This window comes from Phenylobacterium sp. (assembly GCF_037968635.1).
Taxonomy (GTDB): domain Bacteria; phylum Pseudomonadota; class Alphaproteobacteria; order Caulobacterales; family Caulobacteraceae; genus Phenylobacterium.
This window is the reverse complement of sequence record NZ_JBBKVV010000044.1, coordinates 38053-59888: the sequence shown is the minus strand read 5'-3', so window position 1 is coordinate 59888 and position 21836 is coordinate 38053. Positions and strand designations below refer to the sequence as shown.

Genomic DNA, 21836 nt, shown 5'->3' with positions numbered 1-21836 from the left:
TCTTTCGGGCGGTCGGTTTAGGCGAAGGCTTCAGCAAGGAACGTCTGAAGTTCCTTCATGTGCCGGCTCATCTGGCCGGCGGCGGTGGAGGCCGAGGCCGGGCGCCCGACATAGCGGGCGCGCTTGGCCTTGATCTTCAGGCGGTCGAGGGTGAGTTCCAGCCACGGATCGACGAAGGTCCAGCCGCCCATGTTCTTCGGTTCTTCCTGGCACCAGACCAGCTCGGCGTTGGGGAAGCGCGAGAGCTCGGTGGACAGCGACTTCACCGGCCAGGGATAGAACTGCTCCAGGCGCATCAGATAGACGTCGTCGACGCCCTTTTCCTCGCGCGCGTCCAGCAGGTCGTAATAGACCTTGCCCGAGCACAGCACGACGCGGCGGATCTTCTCCGGCTCCACCAGCTTGACGGCGGTGTTGACGCCGCGCTCGGCGTCGTCGTGCAGCACGCGGTGGAAGGACGAACCCTCGGCCATGTCGGTCAGCCGCGACGTCGCCTTCTTGTGCCGCAGCAGCGACTTGGGCGTCATGACGATCAGCGGCTTGCGGAACTCCCGGCGCATCTGGCGGCGCAGGGCGTGGAAATAGTTGGCCGGGGTCGAGCAGTTGACGACCTGGAGGTTGTCCTCGGCGCAGAGCTGCAGGAAACGCTCCAGGCGGGCCGAGGAGTGTTCCGGGCCCTGGCCCTCGTAACCGTGGGGCAGCAGCAGAACCAGCCCACTCATGCGGAGCCACTTCCGCTCCCCTGAGGAGATGAACTGGTCGATCACCACCTGGGCGCCGTTGGCGAAGTCGCCGAACTGGGCTTCCCACAGCACCAGGGTCTTGGGGTCGGCCAGCGAGAAGCCGTACTCGAAGCCCAGCACCGCCTCTTCGGAGAGGGCGCTATCGATGACCTCGAAATGCGCCTGGCCGGGGCGCAGGTTGGAGAGCGGCTGGTAGTGGGCCTCGGTGGTCTGGTCCACCAGGTCGCAGTGGCGCTGCACAAAGGTGCCGCGCACGCTGTCCTGGCCCGCCAGGCGGACGGGGAAGCCGTCGTCGAGCAGCGTGGCGAAGGCCAGGTGTTCGCCCGTGCCCCAGTCCAGCCCCTCGCCGGTCTCAATGGCGGCGCGGCGGTTGTCGATGGCGCGCTTGACGGTCTTGTGGACATCCAGGTCGGCCGGGATGGCGGTCATCCGGGAGCCCAGGTCCAGCAGCTTCTGCAAGGGCACGCTGGTGTCGCCCCGGCGGTCATCGCCGTCGGGCAGGGCCAGGCCCGCCCACTTGCCGTCCAGCCAGTCGGCCTTGTTGGCCTTGTAGGTCTTGCCGGACTCCATCTCCTGGTCGAGAAAGTCGTCGAATTCCTTCATCCAGACGGTGACGTCGTCCTCGGTGATCACGCCCTCGCCGATCAGCTGGCGGGAATAGAGTTCACGGGTCGAGGGGTGGTCCTTGATCTTGGCGTACATCAAGGGCGAGGTCATCGTCGGGTCGTCACCCTCGTTGTGACCGAACCGGCGGTAGCAGAACATGTCGATGACCACGTCCTTGCCGAACTGCTGGCGGAACTCGGTGGCCACCTTGGCGACGTAGGTCACGGCCTCGGGGTCGTCCCCGTTCACGTGGAAGATCGGGGCTTCCACCATCAGGGCCACGTCCGAAGGATAGGGCGACGAACGGCTGAAGGCTGGGGCCGTGGTGAAGCCGATCTGGTTGTTGACGATGAAGTGGATCGTCCCGCCGGTGCGGTAGCCCTTGACGCCCGAGATGGTGAAGCACTCGGCGATCACGCCCTGGCCGGCGAAGGCGGCGTCGCCGTGAAGCAGCAGCGGCAGGACATGGGTGCGGCCGGAGTCGGGGCTCTCGCGCAGATTGCTCGCCTGCTTGGCGCGCGCCTTGCCCAGCACCACCGGGTTGACGATCTCCAGGTGGGACGGGTTGGCGGTCAGCGACAGGTGGACGTTGTTGCCGTCGAAGGCGCGGTCCGAGGAAGCGCCCATATGGTACTTCACGTCGCCGGACCCCTCCACGTCCGAGGGCAGGCTGGAGCCGCCCTGGAATTCGTGGAAGATCACCTGGTAGGGCTTGGCCATCACGGCGGCCAGGACGTTCAGGCGGCCCCGGTGGGGCATGCCGATGACGATGTCCTTCACGCCGAGCGCGCCGCCGCGCTTGATGATCTGCTCCAGGGCCGGGACCATGGCCTCGCCGCCGTCCAGGCCGAACCGCTTGGTGCCGGGGAAGCGCTTGTGCAGGAACTTCTCGAAGCCCTCGGCCTCGATCAGCTTCTTCAGGATGGCGACCTTGCCCTCCTTGGTGAAGTTGATCTCCTTGTCGCGCCCCTCGATGCGCTCCTGCAGCCAGGCCTTCTGGGTCGGATCGGAGATGTGCATGTACTGCACGCCGATGTCGTTGCAGTAGGTGCGGCGCAGGATCGCCAGGATCTCGCTGATGGTCCCGGTCTCCAGGCCCAGCACGAAGTCCAGGAAGATCGGGCGGTCGTAGTCGGCCTCGGTGAAGCCGTAGGAGGCGGGGTCCAGCTCGCTGGCGTCGCCCTCGGGAATGGCGATGCCCAGGGGATCGAGGTTCGCCCGCAGGTGGCCGCGCATCCGGTAGGCCCGGATCATCATGATGGCGCGCAGGGAATCCAGGGTCGCGGCGCGGACGGATTCGGGATTGGCGGCCGGCGCGGCGCGCTCGGCGACCTTGGCGCCGACCTTGGCTTCAACCGCCGGCCAGAGGCCGTCGATGGCCGACAGCCAATCGGGACGGGCGGCCGGGGCTGACTTGTGGGTCCAGCCGGGCTTGACCGCCGCGGCCTTCACTTCGTCGGCGCGTTCCTGAAGGGAGGCGAAGAAGGCGCGCCACGAGGCCTCGACCGCGTTCGGGTCAGCGGCCCATTTCGCGTAGAGGTCCTCCACGAAGGCGGTGTTGCCGCCATACAGGAAGGAGGTCTCGGCGAGCACCTCGTTGATCAGACCTGCATCGTCCGCCATGTCGTCCGCTTTCCCAGGGGACCGCGAAGCTTCATGAAAGGAGCCGAGCGCGGACCGCCCTACGCTTTAAAATGTGCGCCCGATCGAACTCCCAGGAGTTCGGTCAGACACTTCGTGAGACCCTTCCCAACGCCGAACCGGCCACCACTTCGGCGGGAAGGGTCTTAGGCGCCCTTGAGGACCTCAAGGAGGGTTTCGCCCAGCTTCGCCGGAGACGGTGACACGCGGATGCCCGCGGCCTCCATCGCGGCGATCTTGTCTTCGGCGCCGCCCTTGCCGCCGGAGATGATCGCGCCCGCGTGACCCATGCGCCGCCCGGGCGGTGCGGTGCGTCCCGCGATGAAGCCGACCATAGGCTTCTTGATTGCTGAATTCTTAATGAACTCAGCCGCGTCTTCCTCGGCCGACCCGCCGATTTCGCCGATCATGATGATCGACTCCGTCTCCGGATCCTTCAGGAACATGTCGAGCATGTCGATGAACTCGGTGCCCTTCACCGGATCGCCGCCGATACCGACCGCCGTGGATTGGCCCAGGCCCACCTGAGTGGTCTGGAACACGGCTTCGTAGGTAAGCGTGCCCGAGCGCGAGACAACACCCACCGAGCCCTTCTTGAAGATATTGGCCGGCATGATGCCGATCTTGCAGGCTTCCGGGGTGAGCACACCGGGGCAGTTGGGGCCGATCAGCCTGGTTTTTGAGCCGACCAGGGCGCGCTTGACCTGCACCATGTCCAGCACCGGGATGCCCTCGGTGATGCAGATCACCAGGGGGACCTCGGCGTCGATGGCTTCCAGGATCGAGTCCGCGGCGAAAGCCGGCGGCACATAAATCACGCTGGCGTCGGCGCCGGTGGCGCGGACAGCTTCGTCAACGGTGTCGAAGACCGGCAGGCCGATATGGCTGGTTCCGCCCTTACCGGGGGTGACGCCGCCCACCATCCTGGTGCCGAAGGCGATGGCCTGCTCGGAATGGAAGGTGCCCTGGGCGCCCGTCAGGCCCTGGCAGATGACCCGCGTGTTCTTGTCGATGAGAATGGACATCAGGCGGCTCCCCGCACGGCGGCGACAATCTTCTCGGCGCCATCGGAGAGGTCGTTGGCCGCGATCACGTTCAGGCCGCTCTCATTGATGATCTTCTTGCCCAGCTCGGCGTTGGTGCCTTCCAGGCGCACCACCAGGGGAACCGTCAGCCCCACCTGCTTGACCGCGGCGACCACACCCTGGGCCAGGACGTCGCAACGGGCGATGCCGCCGAAGATGTTCACCAGGATGCCCTTCACGTTGGGGTCGGCCATGATGATCTTGAAGGCCGCCGTCACCTTGGCCTCATCGGCGCCGCCGCCGACGTCGAGGAAGTTGGCGGGCTCAGCGCCGTAGAGCTTGATGATGTCCATGGTGGCCATGGCCAGGCCGGCGCCGTTGACCATGCAGCCGATCTCGCCGTCGAGGGCGATGTAGCTGAGGTCGAACTTCGAGGCCTCGATCTCCTTGGGGTCCTCCTCGGTCTCGTCACGCAGGGCGACGACGTCGGGATGGCGGTAGAGGGCGTTGCTATCGAAGGACACCTTGGCGTCGAGCACGCGCAGCTGATCGTCGGCGGTGACGATCAGCGGGTTGATCTCCAGCATGGCCATGTCCTTGGCCAGGAACGCCGCATAGAGCTGGCGCAGCAGCTTTCCGGCCTGCTTGGCGAGGTCACCCTTCAGGCCCAGAGCCTTGGAGAGCTTCAGGCCGTGGTGGTTCCAGATGCCGGTCGCCGGGTCGATCGAGAAGGTGATGATCTTCTCAGGGGTGGAGTGGGCCACCTCCTCGATGTCCATGCCGCCTTCGGTCGAAGCCACGACCGAGACCCGGCTCGTTTCGCGGTCCACCAGCAGGGACAGGTAGAATTCCTTGGCGATCGCCGCGCCCTCTTCGATGTAGAGGCGGTTGACCTGCTTGCCCTTGGGACCGGTCTGATGGGTCACCAGCACTCGGCCGAGCATCTCGGTCGCGTTGGCGCGGACGTCCTCGACGGTCTTGACCACCCGGACGCCGCCCTTGGCGTCGGGGCCGAGGCCCTCGAACTTGCCCTTGCCGCGCCCGCCGGCGTGAATCTGGGACTTCACCACGAAGACCGGACCTCCGAGCGTTTCGGCGGCCTTGACGGCCTCTTCGACGGTGAAGGCGGGGTAGCCACGCGGGACCGCCACGCCGAACTCGGAGAGGACGGCTTTGGCTTGATGCTCGTGTATATTCATGAGGTCGCGAAACGCGCTGTTTGGGCCCGCCCAGTGCGGCGAGAAGCCGGGGTATAAGCGCCGTTCCGGACCGTTGCAACCGCGCCACGGTCAGAAAAATAACGGTGGCGTCCAATTGTCCGCCCGAGGTGTTCCCTCGTGGTGAACACCTCGGGCGGGCGCCGCCGCGTCAGGCGAAAAACACGTTCCACATCGTGCGGCCGGGGATGAAGGTCAGGCCCCCGGCGATGATCAGCCCACCGTAAAACATGCCCATCATGAAACGGCGGTGTTGCTTAACGTTGTGACGGCGGGCGGCGATGACGGCCAGGGGCAGGGCGATCAGGGTCCAGCCGGTGATCATGTGGATGAAGGACCAGCGGTCACCGTTCACCCCGGTGATGAAGACTGATGACCCGGCGGCGATGGACATGGTCCCCACCCACAGCCAGCCGGCCCGGCGGTGGAAGGTGACCCCCTTGCGCATCGTCATCAGCATGGCCCCGATCACCAGGGCCGCCAGCGCCGCGCCCAGGTGCAGCTGGATGACCAGGGGCTGGGCGGCGAGCAGGGACCAGTCCGGCGCATGGAGCCTTCCCCGGCTCCCGGCGCTGACCAGGCGACCGGCGAAGGGCGCCAGGGCGATCAGCAGCCCGACCCCGGCCACCGGCAGAACGATCCTGCGAGTCGTTTCGATCCGACTCCGGCCCGCCTGCGCCGACGTTTGAGAAACCAGCGACATCCTTTATCTCCGCTTCAAGGGCCCTCGCGGCCCGCTGGCGACTGTGTGGAGAACCGGACGGCCCATGCGCAAAGGACGATACGTCGAATGACAGATCGCCTGCGCCAAACGCGGACCGCCGCCGTTCACGCTTCGCGACTGGAGCCCCTGAGTTGGGCGGGGACCCGTCGCACCCTGCTGATGGCGATCCTGGTGGGGATCTTCCTCAGCTTCGTGGAGGCCTTCGACAGCGGCCGGGTCGCCTTGCTGCCGCGCACCGCCTTCATGGTGGCCGTGGGGATGATCGGCGCCACCCTGGGCATGCTGAGTTTCCGGGTGGCGGGGCTGTTTCCGATCTCGCGCCGGGGCCTGGTGGTGCACACCTTGGTCAGCGGCACCCTGATGACCCCGCTCATGGGCCTGCTCGTCTGGGGGTCGGTCTGGCTGGTCTCGGGCGGTCTGGCCTACGTTCACCAGCTGCCGCAGTACCTGCTGATCACCTGGATCATGTGCCTGGCGATGAGCGGGTTCGCGATCTTCTTGTCGTACCGCCGTCAGGCCGCCGCCACGCCAACGCCGGCGCCGGTGAAATTCCTGGAGCGCCTGCCGTTGAAGCTGCGCGGGGCCGAGATCTGGGCCGTGGAAGCGCAGGACCATTACCTGCGCCTCCACACCTCCAAGGGCCAGGACCTGATCCTGATGCGGCTGGCCGACGCCGTCGCCGAACTGCAGGGGATCGAGGGGGCCCAGGTGCACCGCTCCTGGTGGGTGGCGCGCGACGCCGTAGCCGACGCCCGACGCGGCGACGGCCGGGCGACCCTGAAGCTGAAGGACGGCTCGGACGTTCCGGTCAGCCGCACCTACGCCAAGCTGATCCGCGAGGCCGGCTGGATCTAGCTTTCATTTTGCAGAGCCTGACGGGCGCCGGAACCGGTGGCCACTTCAGGCTGTCACGCTCTGGCCGCTCTGCGCGCCATCCACGCCTCGCGGCTCTGTCCCCAGACATCGACGGTGAGATGCTCGTAGGGCGCGGGCATGGCGGCCTGTCTCAGGATGGTGGAGCCCAGGCGCTTGGCCACCGCCGCAGAGGCGGCGTTGGCCGGGTCGATGGTGTGCACCACCTCATGCCAGTCGAAATTGTCGAAGGCCCAGTCGGTGGAGGCGATGGCGCCCTCCGTCGCATAGCCCTTGCCCCAGCGGTCGCGGACAATGCCCCAGCCCACCTCGGTCCCCGGCCAGCCCTCGGGATACCAGGGGCCCAGCCGCCCGACCCAGTCGCCGGTGGCCTTCTCGATGACGCTGAACATCGAAAACCCGCTGATCGTCCAGGCGCCGGTCACCGAACACAGGGCCCGCCAGACCACCGACGGCGTCTGCAAACCGCCGATGTACTGGGCGGCCTGCTCGTCGGCCATGAAGGCGCACCACGGTTCGAAATCGTCCGCGCAGGGCGGGCGCAGGATCAGACGGTCGGTTTCCAGGGTCGGGCCGATGGCGGTCATGGGCGTCTCCTATGCGCAGCCCGGCATACCGTCTGGGCGACCCGCCTCGCAATGGCGGTTCAGTCGCCGTTCAGGCCGTTCCTTGCAACGATCGGCCCGCCTCGCGGATTCAGGAGGCCAGGGACCTGAGGACAAGCGCCATGACCATCGAGACTCCGCCGCTAGCGCCCACCGTCAGTTCGCCGTCACGCCTGGAGGCCGCCATGGCCGCCTTCGCCAAGCCGATGGTGCTGGCCGGAGTCGGTGGCGCCTGCGTCCTGGGCCTGGCGCTCGGCCTGCTGGCGCGGCCGCAGTTGGCGCCCGACAGCCGCACGCCGGGCTCCATGCAGCCGGTGGAGCAGGTCCAGATCCAGATCGACCAGGACGAGCCCCTGCCCGCCGTGGAGGGCGGAAAGCTGGAGTTGTTGCCCGCGGGGACGCCGCGCGTCACGGGGGCGGTCAAGCCTCCCGCTCCGCCGGTCAGCGACGTCGAGGCGCCGTCCCGCTCCCCAGGCCCCAGGGCCCAGGGTCCCAGTTTCGACTGCACGCAGAGCGCCAGCGCCGCCGAAGAACTCGTGTGCAACGACGCGGAGCTGGCGGCCCAGGATCGGACCCTGGCGGCCTCCTGGCGCCGCGCCCTGGACTCCGGCATCCCCGCCTGGCGGCTACGCCGTCAGCAGCAGCGCTGGCTGGACGCCCGGGAGGACGCCGCCCGCAATGCGCCCGACGAGGTCGCCGACCTCTACGACCAGCGCATCCAGGAGCTTGACGAGGCGGCGATGTACGGTCGCTGAGACGCGGAGAGCCCAACTGACGCCCAACGAAAACCCCGCCCGGCCTGCGCCGAGCGGGGTTCAAGACGTTCGTTTGGCAGGCGCGGACGCCCAGCCTGTCTCCTGATCGGGCCTAGCCGATCATGTCCTTCACGGTGTCGCGCTCGCCCACCAGCTCTTCGTTGGTCAGGGCGATCTTGCTCTTGGCGAAGTCGTCCATCTCATAGGAGGTGATGACGTCGTAGCCGGTGGCGGTGGTCTTCACCGGCATGCCGGCCCAGACGCCGTCGGCGAAGCCGTAGCGGCCTTGGCTCTCGACAGCCACCGAGTGGATCTTGCCCGGGGTCACCAGGTCGTGGACGTGATCAACCAGGGCGTTGGCGGCCGAAGCGGCCGAGGAGACGCCGCGAGCCTCGATGATGGCCGCGCCGCGCTTGCCCACCGCCGGCAGGAAGTCGTTCTTCAGCCAGGCTTCGTCACCGATGACGTCGGCGGCGGCCTTGCCGCCGATCTTGGCATGGGTGAAGTCGGCGAACATGGTCGGGCTGTGGTTGCCGTAGATGAACAGGTCGGAGACCTGGCCGATGTCCACGCCGGCCTTCTTGGCCAGCTGGGCGCGGCCGCGGTTCTCGTCCAGGCGCACCATGGCGGTGAAACGATCCTTCGGCAGGCGCTTGGCCTGGCTGGCGGCGATCATGACGTTGGTGTTGCAGGGGTTGCCCACCACGGCGACGCGGGCGTCGTCGGCTGCCACCTTGTCGATGGACTGGCCCTGGGCGATGAAGATCTTGCCGTTGTCCTTCAACAGGTCGGCGCGCTCCATGCCGGGACCGCGGGGCTTGGAGCCCACCAGCAGGGCCCAGTTCACATCCTTGAAGGCCACGTCGGCCTCGCCGGTCAGGACCATGTCCTTCAGCAGCGGGAAGGCGCAGTCCTCGAGCTCCATGGCCACGCCCTTCAGGGCTTTCTGCGGACCTTCGACCGGGATTTCCAGCAGTTGCAGGATCAGCGGCTGATCCTTGCCGAACATCTCGCCCGAGGCGATGCGGAAGAGGAGGGCGTAGCCGATGTTGCCGGCCGCGCCGGTGACCGCCACGCGGATGGGGGTCTTGGTGGTCATGGACTGCTCCGATAGCTGTTGCGGGACGGCAGGTGCGCCAGGTCGGGGGTCCCCGTAGCTCAAACCACCGCCTTGCTGCAATGCCGCACGCGGAGTTTAGGCCCTTTGCGGCGGCGCGGACGCGTGGTCATCCTGCCGCCATGCCCCAGATCGACCCCGCCTTTGTCGCCACCTCCCACGCCGTGGGGGACCTGACCCTGTGCCATGTGCGGCTGCAGGACGACGCGCGCTATCCCTGGCTGGTGCTGATTCCGAAAGGAGAGGGGTTGCGGGAGATCGAGGACCTGACGGCGGGCGACCGCGCCGAACTGATGGAGGAGATCGTCCGGGTCGGTCAGGCGCTGAGGGTGCTGGGAGAGGCGCTGGGGGCGCCGCCGGAGAAGCTGAACGTCGGCGCGCTGGGGAATGTGACGCCGCAGCTTCATGTCCATGTCGTGGGCCGCCGTCGCGATGACCCGGCCTGGCCAGGGCCGGTCTGGGGGTTCGGCGCCGCGGAGCCCTACCCGGCCGATGTCCTGGCCTATGCCACCGAAACAACCCGCCGCGCGCTGGACATTTAACCCCCTGAAGTTGCAATTATGTTGAAAACTCCCGGGAGCTGAGCCCTATTGTCGCGGTTCAGATAACATCGGTCGGGGGACTGGGATGCATTTCAGACGAACCGCGGCGAGCGCCCTGGGCGCCGCGCTGCTGACGGGCGGGACCGCCGCGGCTCAACCGCCACGCCCTGCCGACGACGCGAGGATTGCGGCGGCGGATCATCATGTCGCGATCAACGACCACATCGGCTATGTCCGCCGCCCGCCGCCCAACCGTGAACTGGTCCGGGTCGGCGCCGACACCTTGAGCGACCGGCCTCTCGGCAAGAAGAAGGATCAGGCCGGGGAACAGATTCCACTGCTGTCGGAGCGGCTCGACGGCTGCCTCTGGCCCGATGACGCGGTGGACAAGTTCGCCTGCGTGGCGCGATCGACCCGGACGGCCGCCCGGTCCTATCGCCGTCTGGCGGGCGTCCGCCAATGGGAGACCGACGCCTTCACCGCCGGGTCCGCGGCCGGCCTGACCGTCGTGGCCATTGGCGTGGGGCACGCCGCCAAGGATAGCCTCAACGCCTGGAGCGCCGTGGGCCTCCTGCCGTTGATCGCCGACGACCTGGCGTCTCCGGGCCCGCGAGCGCGGCTGTACAATGTCGCCGCCATCGCCATGACCATGACCGTCGTCCGGGCGGAGTCGCAGCATGCCGCGCTCAGCGCCGTGACCGAACGGATGCGGGGAAGAGACGATCAGCTGGGCGATCTCCAGCAGCGGGTGCGGAGCGCGTGCGATCCGGCCGCTTTCGACCCGGCCAAGGTCAGGCCCAATCTGAAGGACGACGCCAAGAAGGCCGCTGAGAAACTCAGCGCGACCGTCTCGGCGCGCTGCGACGACCTCACCACCGCCGCCCGCAAGCTGGTGAACGCCGCCAGCATCTGGTCCTTCGGCGGGGATCAGGCGTCGCGCAGCCTCGCGGCCGACACCGCCATCCTCGACGACACCATCGCGCGGCTCGACCGCAGCATGCGGGCGACATCGAAGGAGACCTTGTCGGTGGTGCTGAAGGCGCCCTTCAACCTGGCTTCGAACCTCGTAGGCGGCCAGACCGCGCCGCCGGAGTACACCGGCCGGAACCTGCCGGTCTTCACCTCCACCTATAGTTTGAACCTGGGTCGCGTGCCGGACGCCGAGGTGCCCGCAGCGCTAGGCGCCGCACTGGAGGCTCCCGTGGCGCCGGCGGACTGGAGACCGCGCGTCCGGGTGGTCAACGCCCTGACCGACGAGATCAACGCCGCGATCGCCGCAGCGACCTACTTCAAGGGCGAGAATGAACGGTCGGTGCTGGCCATCAGCCCGGGCAACAATCCGCCGGTGACGCTCTCGACGCCGTCGCGGCCCTAGAGCCTCGGGAAGACAGGGCGCGTCGGACGGGTTGACCGGCTTCCACCTAACCCTGACGCGCTCTAGTTCCGGCGCATCGTCACCGACCGGCGCTCGCCGCGTTCGGTGAGCTCCCCCGACCAGGTCCCGGTCAGGTCGGCGTTGAGCATCAAGACCGAGGGCTCGGCGCCCGGACGCGGGGTGATGCGGATGGTGAGCTGGCCGCCGATCCGTCTGATGCTGTCGATGAAGCCTGAGGCGTCGGTGGCACCACGCCTGCGGGGATCGCGCCAGGCCCCCTCCAGGCTACCGGAGCCGCTGTCCACCAGCTGCAGGTCGTAGAGGTCCGAGCCGGCGGCCTTCAGGCTCCAGGCGCCGTCGAGCGGTCCCTGCATCCCCTGGGCGGAGTTGAAGGACGAGCGCATGCGCGCCTCGTAGCTGAGGTCGGTGGCGGTCGGCGGCGCCTCGGGCGTCTTGCCGATCTCATCGATATGGACCGGTTCGGTGAGCTGCGGACGCCGGGGACGCGGCGGGACATAGGCCGGCGGCGCATAGGGCGACGGCGTGTAGGACGGCGGGGTGTTCACGTAGGGCAGCGGCGTCTGAGCCGCGGCCGGGCGGCTATAGACCGGCTGCGGGGCATAGGCCGTGGGTGACGTGCTGACCGGTGGCGCGGTCGCCAGCGGAGCGCTGGGCGCCGTCGCGGCCGGCGAGGTCGGTATGGCCTCGGCGGGCGGCTGCGCCTGGCTCTGCTGCAGCAGGGCGCCGATAGCATCGACCTCCTGCGCGGCGGCCATCGACGCGCTCAGGCTCACGGCCATGAAGGCCGCGGCGACGCGCCAGACTCTCGACACCCGGGTTTCCAAATCCTGCCTCACGCCGCGGCGATCGCCTCGGCCACAGCGATCAGGCGCTGCGCCTCGGCCAGATGCAACCGCTCCACCATGCGTCCCTCGACTCGAAGCACGCCCTTAGAGTTGTTTTCCGGCGAATCGAAGGCGGCCACAATTATGCGCGCCCAATGCACCTCATCCGGAGCCGGCGAAAAGGCGCTGTTGGCGGCCTCGATCTGCTTGGGATGGATCAGGGTCTTGCCGTCGAATCCGAACTCCGAGCCCTGCGCGCACTGGCGGGCCAGGCCGTCCTCGTCCTCGATGCCGTTATAGACCCCGTCCAGGATGGTCAGGCCGTGAGCGCGGGCGGCGGCGACGCTGAGCGACAGGGGCGCCACCAGCGGCGCGCGATCGACGGTGAGCCGGCAGCGCATCTCCTTGGCCAGGTCATTGGTCCCGATGACGAAGGCCTCCAGGCGGCTCGATCCGGCGCAGGCGGCGATGGCGTCCAGGGCGAAGAGGGCGGCGCAGGTCTCGATCATCACCCACAGGCGGGTGTCGCCAGAGAGCGCCGCGTCATAGGCCGCCACGTCGATGGGACTGGAGACCTTGGGCGCCAGGATGGCGGCGGGACGGGCCGCGGACGCGGCGGCCAGGTCGTCGGCGCCCCAGGGGGTGTCGAGGCCGTTCACCCGGATCACCACCTCGCGGCGGCCAAAACCCCCCGCCTTCACAGCCTCCACCGCCTGCTGGCGGGCCACATCCTTGGCGTCCGGGGCGACGGCGTCCTCCAGGTCCAGGATCACCACGTCGCAGGCCAGGTCGCGCGCCTTCTCGATGGCCCGGGCGTTGGCGGCGGGCATGTAGAGGGCGCTGCGGCGCGGCCGGGCGGCGATCACGGGCGGGCTCCGTTTTGCATGGGCGAGGGCCTCTCTTAGGCGCTAGGGTAGGGCCATGACCATTCGATATGACGAGGATGCAAAAAACGTGCTGGGCGGGGAGCTGATCCCCTGCTCGCTCGATCCGGTCACCGGCTTCTTCCGCAACGGCTGCTGCGAGACCGGGCCGCAGGACACCGGCATCCACACGGTCTGCGCCGTGATGACGGCCGATTTCCTCGCCTACTCAAAATCGATGGGCAACGATCTCTCGACGCCGGTTCCCGACTACGCATTCCCGGGCCTGAAGCCCGGCGACCGCTGGTGCCTCTGCGCTCCGCGCTGGAAGGAGGCGCTGGACGCCGGCGCGGCCCCGCACCTGGTGCTGGAGGCGACCCACGAGGAAACCCTGGCCATCGTGCCCCTGGGGATTCTCAAGGACCACGCGGTCAAGGCCTGAGCCTACCGCAGCCTGTAGATCTGCTCCGGCTGATACCGCGAGCCCCCGCTCAGCAACAGGCTGGAATAGAGGCCGAAGCTTTTCACATCGAAGGGCGGGGATTTCAGCAGGCCGTTGGCCGACAGCCAGGCCGCCACCTCTCCCGGATCAGGCCGTTTCAGATAGGCGAGCGTCACGTGGGGCCGGTAGGCACGGGCCTCAGCCTTCAGACCAGACCGGCGCGCGGCGGTCTCGCAGGCCTTGGCAAGACGGCGCAGGGAGTCGTTTTCCTTCACCCCGGCCCAGACGGCGTGCAGGTCAGGGCCTTCGCCGAAGGCGCCGACCCCCTCCAGTTCCAAAGTCATGGGTCCGGCGGCGATGCGCTCCAGCTCCAGATGCAGGTCGTCGGCCACATCCTCGCGCACCTCACCAAAGAACCGCAGGGTGACATGGAAGGCCTCCAGCGGCCGCCAGTTGGCGCCCGCCAGGCCGCTCTGGCGGGCTTGCAGAACAGCTCCCAGCTCAGGCGGGACGGCGACAGCGGCGAACAGACGGATCATGCCGGGAGCCTAGAACGCCTGTCAGGCGTGGCAAGATGGCCCTGACGCAATCGTAATCGGGCGCCGGCTTGCGTTGAAGCCCATGGCGCACGATATTCGTGGATGCGCCCGTCTGGGGCGTTGCAACAAAAGGCTATGCTGAGATGAGCGACTTCAACCGCGACGCTGCGCGCACGATCCCCGCGGATCGCGCCGACATGTCGGTGGATGCGGGACTTCGCAGCTTCATGCTCGGCGTCTACAACAAGGTGGCCCTGGGCCTGGTTGTGTCCGCCGCCCTCGCCTTCCTGACCGGGTCCTTCGCCCCGGTCCGCGATCTGATGTTCACGGTCGCCAACGGCCGCGTGGGCTACTCGATCCTGGGCATGGTGGTGGCCTTCGCGCCCCTGGCGGTGATCCTGTTCACGTCCTTCACCAAGAACGTCACGCCGAAGATGGCCGGCATCACCTACTGGGCGATCGTCAGCCTGATCGGCGCGTCCATGGGCGTGCTGGTTCTGCGCTACACCGGCGCCTCCATCGCCTCGACCTTCCTGCTGACGGCCACGGCCTTCGGCGCCCTGTCGCTGGTGGGTTACACCACCAAGAAGAACCTGACCGGCATGGGCAGCTTCCTGATCATGGGCGTCTGGGGCCTGCTGGGCGCCATGCTCATCAACATGTTCCTGCAGAACTCGATGATGAGCCTGCTGATCAACGTGATCGGCCTGCTGATCTTCGCCGGCCTCACGGCCTATGACACCCAGCGCCTGAAGATGACCTATCACGAGCTGGGCGGGAACCAGGCGGCCATGAGCGTGGCCACCAACTTCGGCGCGCTCAGCCTCTACCTGGACTTCATCAACATGTTCCAGTTCCTGCTCGCCCTGCTCGGCAACCGCCGCTAAGCGCGACGCAGCTACGATCTGACGAAGCCCCGGCGGGAAACCGCCGGGGCTTTTGCTTGGCTAAAGCCAGGCTGGAAGGCTTAGTCCACCACCTTGAAGCGGCCCTTGTCGAACACCCGCAGCACCTGTTCCAGGTCGTGGCCGCGCTTGAGGATCACCCCGCCCTGCCCGATGACGGCCCAGGCCCCCTGGCGCTGCGCCAGGGCCGGCCGCTTCTCGATGCGGTAGAGCGGCGCCTCGGTGGCCTTTCGGAACACAGAGAACGAGCAGGCCTCGGTCTGAGCGTCGATGGCGTAGTCGCGCCATTCCCCGGCGGCGACCATGCGGCCATAGAGGTTGAGGATACGCTGAAACTCGCGGCGCTCGAAAAAGACGCTCGCGGTCGAGGGGGTCTGGAAGGGCTGATCCAACGCCATGCGAGGTCGAGGTTAGACCCAATCCGCGCCGTTCGACAATCCGCCGCGAACGTCGCGCCGTGTCATGGCCGCAACGCCCAGGCTCAAACTAAAACAACCGTAATCTCGCGCCGTGAAAAGACCTTAATCCGGCCCAGCCGCCGCCTGATGCGTCCCCGATAAAGTCACTGTCGGTTGGTCGGAACCTTGCTGGTCCCGGATCCTGAACAGCCCCCCCAGCCCCCCTGGATCGCGGGCTTCGGCCAGCCGACACCCTAGTTCTCTCCAAGAGAACGAGCCCCAAGACGAGCCCGCATGGATCCCCCCTCCTCCGTGCGGGCTTCGTCGTGTCTGGAGGTCAGTCCCGCTGCGCCGCAGCGATCACCCGGCCGCCGTGCGGGCCCTGGACGATGACAGCCGTGGCCAAGCCCTCTGCTGAGGCTGCGGGCATCCGGTAGGCAGTGGGGCGGCCGCGCCAGGCGCCCAGGCGCTTGATCTCCACCACGACGTTTCGGTGGGACACGGTCTGACCGCGGTTGTCGCCCTTGCGGACGGTGACGTCCTGCTCGCGCGGGTCGTAGCGCACCAGCCAAACCTCGGCGCCGCCTCTCGGAACAGGACCAGATCCCACATCCACCCGCCGCTGGCCGATGAAGGCCATGTCCGGATCCCGGCGCGGGCTCTCCACGGCGTCGGAGACCAACCTGTCGATCTTGTCGTCCTGCAACCCTCCCACCTGGGCGCGGCCGTCGATGACCACCTGGGGGGTGTAGGGTTCGGGAAGGTCCAGGCGGGCCACATAGGCCTTCTGGCGCTCGGCGAAGGCGGGCTTGGCGAAGGTGTCTTCCCAGCCGAGATAGTTCCAGTAATCCACCGCGAAGGTCAGGGCGAGCACGCCCGGCTTCTCCGCCAGCTTGCCGACATAGGCGTTGGCGTCGCCACAGGAGGCGCACCCCTGGGCGGTGAACAGTTCGACGACCACGGGCGACCTGGCCTGCGCGCAGAGCGGCAGGGCGGAGACCAGCAGGCTGAAAAGCGCGACGTTACGCATGGGCGCGCACTTAACCGGACTTCGTTGGGGGTTGGGTTTCAACAAGGTGTGACCAGACGGCGGGCGCTCACCCGCCGTCTGGTGAAACAGCCTTAGGCGGCCGTGCTGGCGAGGTTGCGCAGCACGTAGTTCAGCACGCCGCCATTCTTGAAATACTCAAGCTCGGTGGGCGTATCGATCCGGCAACGGACCGGGAAGCGCGCGATGCGGCCGTCCGACGGGCGGTACATCTCGATGGTCAGCTGACGGCGCGGCGAGAGTTCGGTCAAACCGCGGATGGTGACGATCTCTTCGCCGGTCAGGTTCAGCTTCTGCCAGCCTTCCTGCAGGAACTGCAGCGGCAGGACGCCCATGCCCACCAGGTTCGAACGGTGGATGCGCTCGAAGCTTTCGGCGATCACCGCGCGGACACCCAGGAGCTTGGTGCCCTTGGCCGCCCAGTCACGGGAGGAACCCGTGCCATATTCCTTGCCGGCGAACACCACCAGCGGGCGGCCTTCGCCCTGGTAGCGCATGGCTGCGTCATAGATCGCCATCACGTCGCCGGAGGGGAAGTGCTTGGTGACCCCGCCTTCGATGTCCGGGGTGATCTTGTTGCGGATCCGGATGTTGGCGAAGGTGCCGCGCATCATGATCTCGTGGTTGCCGCGGCGGGCGCCGTAGGAGTTGAAGTCTGTCGTCGGCACCTGGTGGTCGCGGAGATAAACCCCGGCCGGGGAGCTGGCCTTGATCGAACCGGCCGGCGAGATGTGGTCGGTGGTGATCGAGTCGCCGAACACCGACAGGACCCGGGCCTCGACGATGTCGGTGACCGGGGTCGGCTCCATCTTCATGTCCCGGAAGTAGGGCGGGTTCTGCACATAGGTGGAGCCCATGTCCCAGGCGTAGGTCTGGCCGCCGGCCACCTTGATGCCCTGCCAATTCTTGTCGCCCTTGAAGACGTCCGAATAGCGGGTGGCGAACATCTTCTGGGTGACGTGCTTGCGCTGCAGCGTGGCGATCTCTTCGGAGGTCGGCCAGATGTCCTTCAGATAGACCGGCTTGCCGTCCTTGCCCTCGCCGAGCGGCTCGGTGGCCAGGTCGATGTTCATCGAGCCGGCCAGGGCGTAGGCCACCACCAGGGGCGGCGAGGCCAGGTAGTTGGCCCGCACGTCAGGGTTCACCCGGCCCTCGAAGTTGCGGTTGCCCGACAGCACCGAGCAGGCGACCAGGTCGCCCTTCTGAACCGCTTCGGAGATGGCTTCCGGCAGGGGGCCGGAATTGCCGATGCAGGTGGTGCAGCCGTAGCCCACCAGGTTGAAGCCCAGGGCGTCCAGGCTCTTGGTGAGGCCCGCGCTCTTCAGATAGTCGGTGACCACCTGCGAGCCGGGGGCCAGGGAGGTCTTCACCCAGGGCTTCACCTTCAGGCCCTTTTCGATGGCCTTCTTGGCCACCAGGCCGGCGGCGATCAGCACCGAGGGGTTGGAGGTGTTGGTGCAGGAGGTGATGGCGGCGATGACCACGTCGCCGTTGCCGACGTCGAACTTCTCACCGGCCACCGGCATGCGCACATTGGCGCTGTCGGCGTCGAGCTTGCCGAACTCCTTGCTGAGGCCGGCCTTGAACTCGGCGGCGGCGTCGGAGAGCAGGACGCGGTCCTGGGGGCGCTTGGGGCCGGCCAGGGAGGGCAGGACGCTGCCCAGGTCCAGGTCCAGGGTGTCGGTGAATTCGGGATCGGCGTCGCCGGGCTCGAACCACATCCCCTGGGCCTTGGCATAGGCTTCCACCAGCGCGACCCGGTCGGGCTCGCGGCCGGTGGCGGTGAGATAGTCGATGGTGGCCTTGGTGACCGGGAAGAAGCCGCAGGTGGCGCCGTATTCCGGGGCCATGTTGGCGATGGTCGCCTGGTCTTCCAGGGTGAGACCGGCGAGGCCCGGGCCGAAGAACTCGACGAACTTGCCCACCACGCCGCGCTTGCGCAGCATCTGGGTGACGGTGAGCACCAGGTCGGTGGCCGTCGCGCCCTCGGGCATGGCGCCGGTGACGCGGAAGCCGATGACCTCTGGGATCAGCATCGGGATCGGCTGGCCCAGCATGGCCGCCTCGGCCTCGATGCCGCCCACGCCCCAGCCCAGAACCGAAAGGCCGTTGACCATGGTGGTGTGGCTGTCGGTGCCGACCACGGTGTCGGGATAGGCGACGGTGGCGCCGGCCTCATCCAGGGTCCAGACGGTCTGGGCCAGGTACTCCAGGTTCACCTGGTGGCAGATCCCGGTGCCGGGGGGCACGACGCGGAAGTTGTTGAAGGCCGACGAGCCCCAGCGCAGGAAGCGGTAACGCTCGATGTTGCGCTCATACTCGCGCTCGACGTTCTCGCCGAAGGCCTTGGAGGTGCCGAAGTGGTCGACCATCACCGAGTGGTCGATCACCAGGTCGACGGGGTTCAGCGGGTTGATCTTCTCGGGGTCGGCGCCGAGATGGGTCATGGCGTCGCGCATCGCGGCCAGGTCCACCACGGCGGGGACGCCGGTGAAGTCCTGCATCAGGACCCGGGCCGGGCGGAAGCTGATCTCGTGCTCCACCGATCCCTTGTTCACCATCCAGGCGGCCAGGGCCGTCAGGTCTTCGGGGCCGACCGAGAGGCCGTCTTCGTTGCGGAGCAGGTTTTCCAGCAGCACCTTCATGGAGGCCGGCAGGCGCGAAACGCCCGAAAGTCCGGCTTCCTCGGCGGCGGGAAGGCTGTAGTAGACGTAGGTCTTGTCGCCCACCGTCAATTCGCGGCGGGTCTTCAGGCTGTCGAGCGACGCCATATAAGGGATCCTTCCTCTGTTCACGGCCGCTACACCACCGCTTCGGGGATCGCGCGCTTTTCGAGACGGACACACAGCGTCCGTCCCCGCGCCGCGTACGCCCCCCAAGGCGGCGTCGGCCGCGCGCGTCATAGACCCTGGCTCGGCTCACGTCCATGCGGTGGGAACCTTGACGTGGTGATCTCGCACCTGCAGCTCGAAAACCTTGCGGTTCGGCGAGGCGGGCGGCTGCTTTTTGAGGGCCTGAACCTGACGCTGGCCGCCGGCGAGGCCGCGGCGCTCACCGGCCGCAACGGCGCGGGCAAGACCAGCCTGCTGCGCGCCATCTCAGGGCTTGTGCAGACCGAGGCCGGAACGGTCCGCTTCGGCGCGCTGGACCCCGTCACGGCAAGGGCCGAAGCGCTGCACCTGATCGGCCACCTGGACGGCTTGAAGCCGACGCGGACCGCCCACGAGGAGCTTACCTTCTGGAGCCGGTGGACGGGGGGCGACGACAACTCCACCGCCAACGCCATCAACAGCCTGGAGCTTTCCACCCTGCTGGACCTGGAGGTCCGGCGGCTGTCGGCGGGACAGCGGCGACGCCTGGCCCTGGCGCGGCTCATCGCCGCTCCTCGGCCCCTGTGGCTGCTGGACGAGCCGCTGAGCCCGCTGGACGCCGGATGGCGCGAGCGATTCGGACGGGTCATGGCCGATCACCTGGAAACCGGCGGCCTGATCGTGGCGGCGGTCCATGATCCCCTGCCCGTGGCCCACAAGACCCTGGAGATCGGCGCGTGAGCCGGGCAGGCGCCCTGCTGGCGCGCGAGGTGACGCTGGCCTGGGGCAAGGGCGGCGGGCCGCTGGTGGCGCTGGGCTTCTATGCCGGAACCGCCACCCTGCTGCCGCTGGCCACCGGCCCTGAGCCCGCGCGGCTGGCGGCCATCGCCACCGGCATGGCCTGGGTCGCCCTGGCGCTGGCGGCCCTGCTGTCGCTGGAGCGGCTGTTCGAGCGGGATTACGAGGACGGGGCGCTGGATCTGATCGTGCTGTCGCCGGTCCCGTTGGAGATCACCTGCGCCCTCAAATGCCTGGGGCAATGGATCGCCACCGGCGCGCCCCTGGCCCTGGCCGCGCCGGTGGCCGCCATCGCGCTGGGAGCCCAACCGCGGCTCGCCCCACTGATCCTGGCCTGCGCCCTGGTGGGAGGCTTGGCCTTCGCCTTCACAGGCGGGATCGGGGCCGCGCTCAGCCTGGGGGCCCGACGCGGCGGGCTGCTGACCGCCGTGATTGTCCTGCCATTGTTCGTGCCGCCGGTGATCTTCGGCGGCGCGGCGCTCGACGCGTTTGGCAATGACCTGCCCTGGCATGCCGGGTTCGCCCTGCTGTGCGCCTATGCCGCCGCCGCCGTGGCGCTCGGCCCCCTGGCCATGGCCGCGGCCTGCCGCAACGCCCTGTCCTAGAAATCCGCGACGGAAACGCCGGCCGGCCTCGTTCAACCCTTCGAGGGAAACAAACTCCGGAGGCCAAGACCCCATGAAATTCACCACCCCGTTGCTGCTGAGCGGCGCGATCCTCACCCTGGGCCTCGGCGGCGCGGCGATCGCCCAGCCGGCGCCCGTCGCCGCGCAGGAGGCCGGTCATCGTCACGAGCGCGGCGATCGCCCCCATCGCGACCCCGCCGAGATGGCCGCCCGCCGCACCCAGCACCTGCGTGACACCCTGCAGCTCACCGCCGCCCAGGAGCCGGCCCTGACCGCCTTCGTCGCGTCCATGGCGCCGCCGGCCGGCGCTCGCGAGAAGATGCGTGAGAACCGTGGTGAGCGCGCCGCCCTGACCACCCCGGAGCGTCTGGACCGCATGAAGGCCCGGATGGCTGACCGCCAGGTCCAGTTCGCCCGCCGGGCGGATGCGACGATGCGCTTCTACGCTCAGCTCTCGCCTTCCCAGAAGAAAGCCTTCGACGCCATGCGTCCCATGGGCGGCCACGGCGGCAAGCACGGTGGCCACCGTGGCGGCGGTCACGGCTAGACTTAGGCCCTGAAGACGACCCCGGCTTGCCCAAGGCGACGCCGGGGTCTAATTCGCCTGGGCATGTTCCCGGCGCCCGCCTTCCTTTCGAATCCCGAGCGCTTCATGGCGTTCTCGCGCTGGGCCGCGCCGATGTTCGGCGTCATCGCCGCGCTCCTGGCCCTGGCCGGTCTCTGGCTGGGCTTCACCGCGCCGGAGGACTACCAGCAGGGCGACACGGTGCGGATCATGTTCATCCATGTGCCCGCCGCCTGGATGAGCATGTTTGTCTATGCCTGCCTCGGCGGGGCGAGCTTCCTGGCCCTGGTGTTTCGCCACGCCCTGGCTGACGCCGCCGCCCAGGCCGCCGCCCCGCTCGGCGCCGCTTTCACGGTCCTGGCGCTCGCCACCGGCTCGCTCTGGGGCCGGCCGATGTGGGGGACGTGGTGGGTCTGGGACGCGCGCCTGACCTCGGTGTTGGTGCTGCTGCTGTTCTATCTGGCCTACATGGCCCTGCGCGCCTCGCTGGACGACGAAACCAAGGCGGCCCGCGCCGGGGCGATCCTGGCCTTGGTGGGGGTCGTGAACCTGCCCGTCGTCCACTGGTCGGTGAACTGGTGGAACACCCTGCACCAGGGGGCCTCGGTGTTCCGCAAGGGCGGGCCGACCATGACGGTGGACTACCTCTATCCTCTGCTGCTTCTGGGCTTGGCCTATATGGCGGCCTTCGGATCACTGTGGCTGGTGCGGATTCGCGCCGAGGTCTGGCGCCGCCGCGCCGAGGCGGCCGCCCTGCGCGCGGCGAGGGGATAG

At 68.1% G+C, this 21836-nt stretch carries 22 protein-coding genes; 10 read left to right on the top strand and 12 right to left on the bottom strand.

Annotation, left to right across the window (positions count from 1 at the left end):
• Nucleotides 1–17 precede the first annotated feature (17 nt).
• From AAC997_RS04830 to AAC997_RS04815, 4 genes are all read right to left on the bottom strand, one after another.
• Nucleotides 18–2972 carry a 2-oxoglutarate dehydrogenase E1 component gene (locus tag AAC997_RS04830; RefSeq protein ID WP_340644554.1) on the bottom strand — a complete coding sequence of 985 codons (2955 nt, stop codon included), beginning with the start codon at nucleotides 2970–2972 and terminating at the stop codon, nucleotides 18–20.
• Nucleotides 2973–3136: 164 nt separating this feature from the next.
• Nucleotides 3137–4015 carry a succinate--CoA ligase subunit alpha gene (gene sucD, locus AAC997_RS04825; protein WP_340644553.1) on the bottom strand — a complete coding sequence of 293 codons (879 nt, stop codon included), beginning with the start codon at nucleotides 4013–4015 and terminating at the stop codon, nucleotides 3137–3139.
• Nucleotides 4015–5214, bottom strand: coding sequence for an ADP-forming succinate--CoA ligase subunit beta (sucC, locus tag AAC997_RS04820; RefSeq protein WP_340644552.1), 1200 nt, complete (start codon nucleotides 5212–5214; stop codon nucleotides 4015–4017). The genes sucD and sucC overlap by 1 nt, the downstream gene beginning before the upstream one ends.
• Nucleotides 5215–5383: 169 nt before the next feature.
• Nucleotides 5384–5935 (bottom strand): DUF2306 domain-containing protein, encoded by a 552-nt coding sequence (locus AAC997_RS04815; protein WP_340644551.1) that lies wholly within the window; start codon nucleotides 5933–5935, stop codon nucleotides 5384–5386.
• 87 nt (nucleotides 5936–6022) lie between these two features.
• Here AAC997_RS04815 and AAC997_RS04810 point away from each other — a divergent pair, with 87 nt between their 5' ends.
• Nucleotides 6023–6811 (top strand): LytTR family DNA-binding domain-containing protein, encoded by a 789-nt coding sequence (locus AAC997_RS04810; protein WP_340644550.1) that lies wholly within the window; start codon nucleotides 6023–6025, stop codon nucleotides 6809–6811.
• A 53-nt stretch (nucleotides 6812–6864) separates the two neighbouring features.
• Here AAC997_RS04810 and AAC997_RS04805 read toward each other — a convergent pair whose 3' ends face one another.
• The gene (locus AAC997_RS04805) at nucleotides 6865–7416 is read right to left on the bottom strand and encodes a GNAT family N-acetyltransferase (RefSeq protein ID WP_340644549.1); all 552 of its coding nucleotides are present in this window, start codon (nucleotides 7414–7416) and stop codon (nucleotides 6865–6867) included.
• Between the two features lie 140 nt (nucleotides 7417–7556).
• Between AAC997_RS04805 and AAC997_RS04800 the strand changes: the two genes are divergently transcribed.
• Nucleotides 7557–8189 carry a hypothetical protein gene (locus AAC997_RS04800; RefSeq protein WP_340644548.1) on the top strand — a complete coding sequence of 211 codons (633 nt, stop codon included), beginning with the start codon at nucleotides 7557–7559 and terminating at the stop codon, nucleotides 8187–8189.
• 112 nt (nucleotides 8190–8301) lie between these two features.
• Here the strand turns inward: AAC997_RS04800 and AAC997_RS04795 are convergent, their stop codons facing one another.
• Nucleotides 8302–9288 (bottom strand): malate dehydrogenase, encoded by a 987-nt coding sequence (locus tag AAC997_RS04795; RefSeq protein ID WP_340644547.1) that lies wholly within the window; start codon nucleotides 9286–9288, stop codon nucleotides 8302–8304.
• Between the two features lie 140 nt (nucleotides 9289–9428).
• Here AAC997_RS04795 and AAC997_RS04790 point away from each other — a divergent pair, with 140 nt between their 5' ends.
• Together AAC997_RS04790 and AAC997_RS04785 are read left to right on the top strand one after the other, a co-directional pair.
• Nucleotides 9429–9848, top strand: coding sequence for an HIT domain-containing protein (locus AAC997_RS04790; protein WP_340644546.1), 420 nt, complete (start codon nucleotides 9429–9431; stop codon nucleotides 9846–9848).
• 85 nt (nucleotides 9849–9933) lie between these two features.
• Nucleotides 9934–11223: a hypothetical protein gene (locus AAC997_RS04785; protein ID WP_340644545.1), complete on the top strand. Its 1290-nt coding sequence runs from the start codon at nucleotides 9934–9936 to the stop codon at nucleotides 11221–11223.
• Between the two features lie 62 nt (nucleotides 11224–11285).
• Here the strand turns inward: AAC997_RS04785 and AAC997_RS04780 are convergent, their stop codons facing one another.
• Nucleotides 11286–12056, bottom strand: a complete 771-nt coding sequence (locus tag AAC997_RS04780) for a hypothetical protein (RefSeq protein ID WP_340644544.1) — start codon at nucleotides 12054–12056, stop codon at nucleotides 11286–11288.
• A gap of 20 nt (nucleotides 12057–12076) precedes the next feature.
• Nucleotides 12077–12934 carry a CoA ester lyase gene (locus AAC997_RS04775; RefSeq protein WP_340644543.1) on the bottom strand — a complete coding sequence of 286 codons (858 nt, stop codon included), beginning with the start codon at nucleotides 12932–12934 and terminating at the stop codon, nucleotides 12077–12079.
• Between the two features lie 55 nt (nucleotides 12935–12989).
• Between AAC997_RS04775 and AAC997_RS04770 the strand changes: the two genes are divergently transcribed.
• Nucleotides 12990–13373 (top strand): DUF2237 domain-containing protein, encoded by a 384-nt coding sequence (locus AAC997_RS04770; protein WP_340644542.1) that lies wholly within the window; start codon nucleotides 12990–12992, stop codon nucleotides 13371–13373.
• A gap of 2 nt (nucleotides 13374–13375) precedes the next feature.
• Here the strand turns inward: AAC997_RS04770 and thpR are convergent, their stop codons facing one another.
• On the bottom strand, nucleotides 13376–13912 hold the full coding sequence (thpR, locus tag AAC997_RS04765) for an RNA 2',3'-cyclic phosphodiesterase (protein WP_340644541.1): 537 nt from the start codon (nucleotides 13910–13912) through the stop codon (nucleotides 13376–13378).
• A gap of 143 nt (nucleotides 13913–14055) precedes the next feature.
• Here thpR and AAC997_RS04760 point away from each other — a divergent pair, with 143 nt between their 5' ends.
• Nucleotides 14056–14799 carry a Bax inhibitor-1/YccA family protein gene (locus tag AAC997_RS04760; protein ID WP_340644540.1) on the top strand — a complete coding sequence of 248 codons (744 nt, stop codon included), beginning with the start codon at nucleotides 14056–14058 and terminating at the stop codon, nucleotides 14797–14799.
• Nucleotides 14800–14879: 80 nt separating this feature from the next.
• Here AAC997_RS04760 and AAC997_RS04755 read toward each other — a convergent pair whose 3' ends face one another.
• The 3 genes from AAC997_RS04755 to acnA form a co-directional block, all read right to left on the bottom strand.
• A complete protein-coding gene (locus AAC997_RS04755) occupies nucleotides 14880–15215 on the bottom strand; it encodes a DUF2794 domain-containing protein (protein WP_340644539.1) in 336 nt (111 codons plus the stop codon).
• A 337-nt stretch (nucleotides 15216–15552) separates the two neighbouring features.
• Nucleotides 15553–16245, bottom strand: coding sequence for a DUF1223 domain-containing protein (locus AAC997_RS04750; protein WP_340644538.1), 693 nt, complete (start codon nucleotides 16243–16245; stop codon nucleotides 15553–15555).
• Nucleotides 16246–16337: 92 nt separating this feature from the next.
• On the bottom strand, nucleotides 16338–19034 hold the full coding sequence (gene acnA, locus AAC997_RS04745; protein WP_340644537.1) for an aconitate hydratase AcnA: 2697 nt from the start codon (nucleotides 19032–19034) through the stop codon (nucleotides 16338–16340).
• 177 nt (nucleotides 19035–19211) lie between these two features.
• Here acnA and ccmA point away from each other — a divergent pair, with 177 nt between their 5' ends.
• The 4 genes from ccmA (at nucleotide 19212) to ccmC (ending at nucleotide 21836) form a co-directional block, all read left to right on the top strand.
• Nucleotides 19212–19814, top strand: a complete 603-nt coding sequence (gene ccmA, locus AAC997_RS04740) for a heme ABC exporter ATP-binding protein CcmA (RefSeq protein WP_340644579.1) — start codon at nucleotides 19212–19214, stop codon at nucleotides 19812–19814.
• Nucleotides 19811–20476 (top strand): heme exporter protein CcmB, encoded by a 666-nt coding sequence (gene ccmB / locus AAC997_RS04735; RefSeq protein WP_340644536.1) that lies wholly within the window; start codon nucleotides 19811–19813, stop codon nucleotides 20474–20476. Before ccmA ends, ccmB begins: the two co-directional genes overlap by 4 nt.
• A 73-nt stretch (nucleotides 20477–20549) precedes the next feature.
• Nucleotides 20550–21044, top strand: coding sequence for a Spy/CpxP family protein refolding chaperone (locus AAC997_RS04730; RefSeq protein WP_340644535.1), 495 nt, complete (start codon nucleotides 20550–20552; stop codon nucleotides 21042–21044).
• A 63-nt stretch (nucleotides 21045–21107) separates the two neighbouring features.
• Entirely contained in the window at nucleotides 21108–21836 is a 729-nt protein-coding gene (gene ccmC / locus AAC997_RS04725) for a heme ABC transporter permease CcmC (protein ID WP_340644534.1), read from the top strand.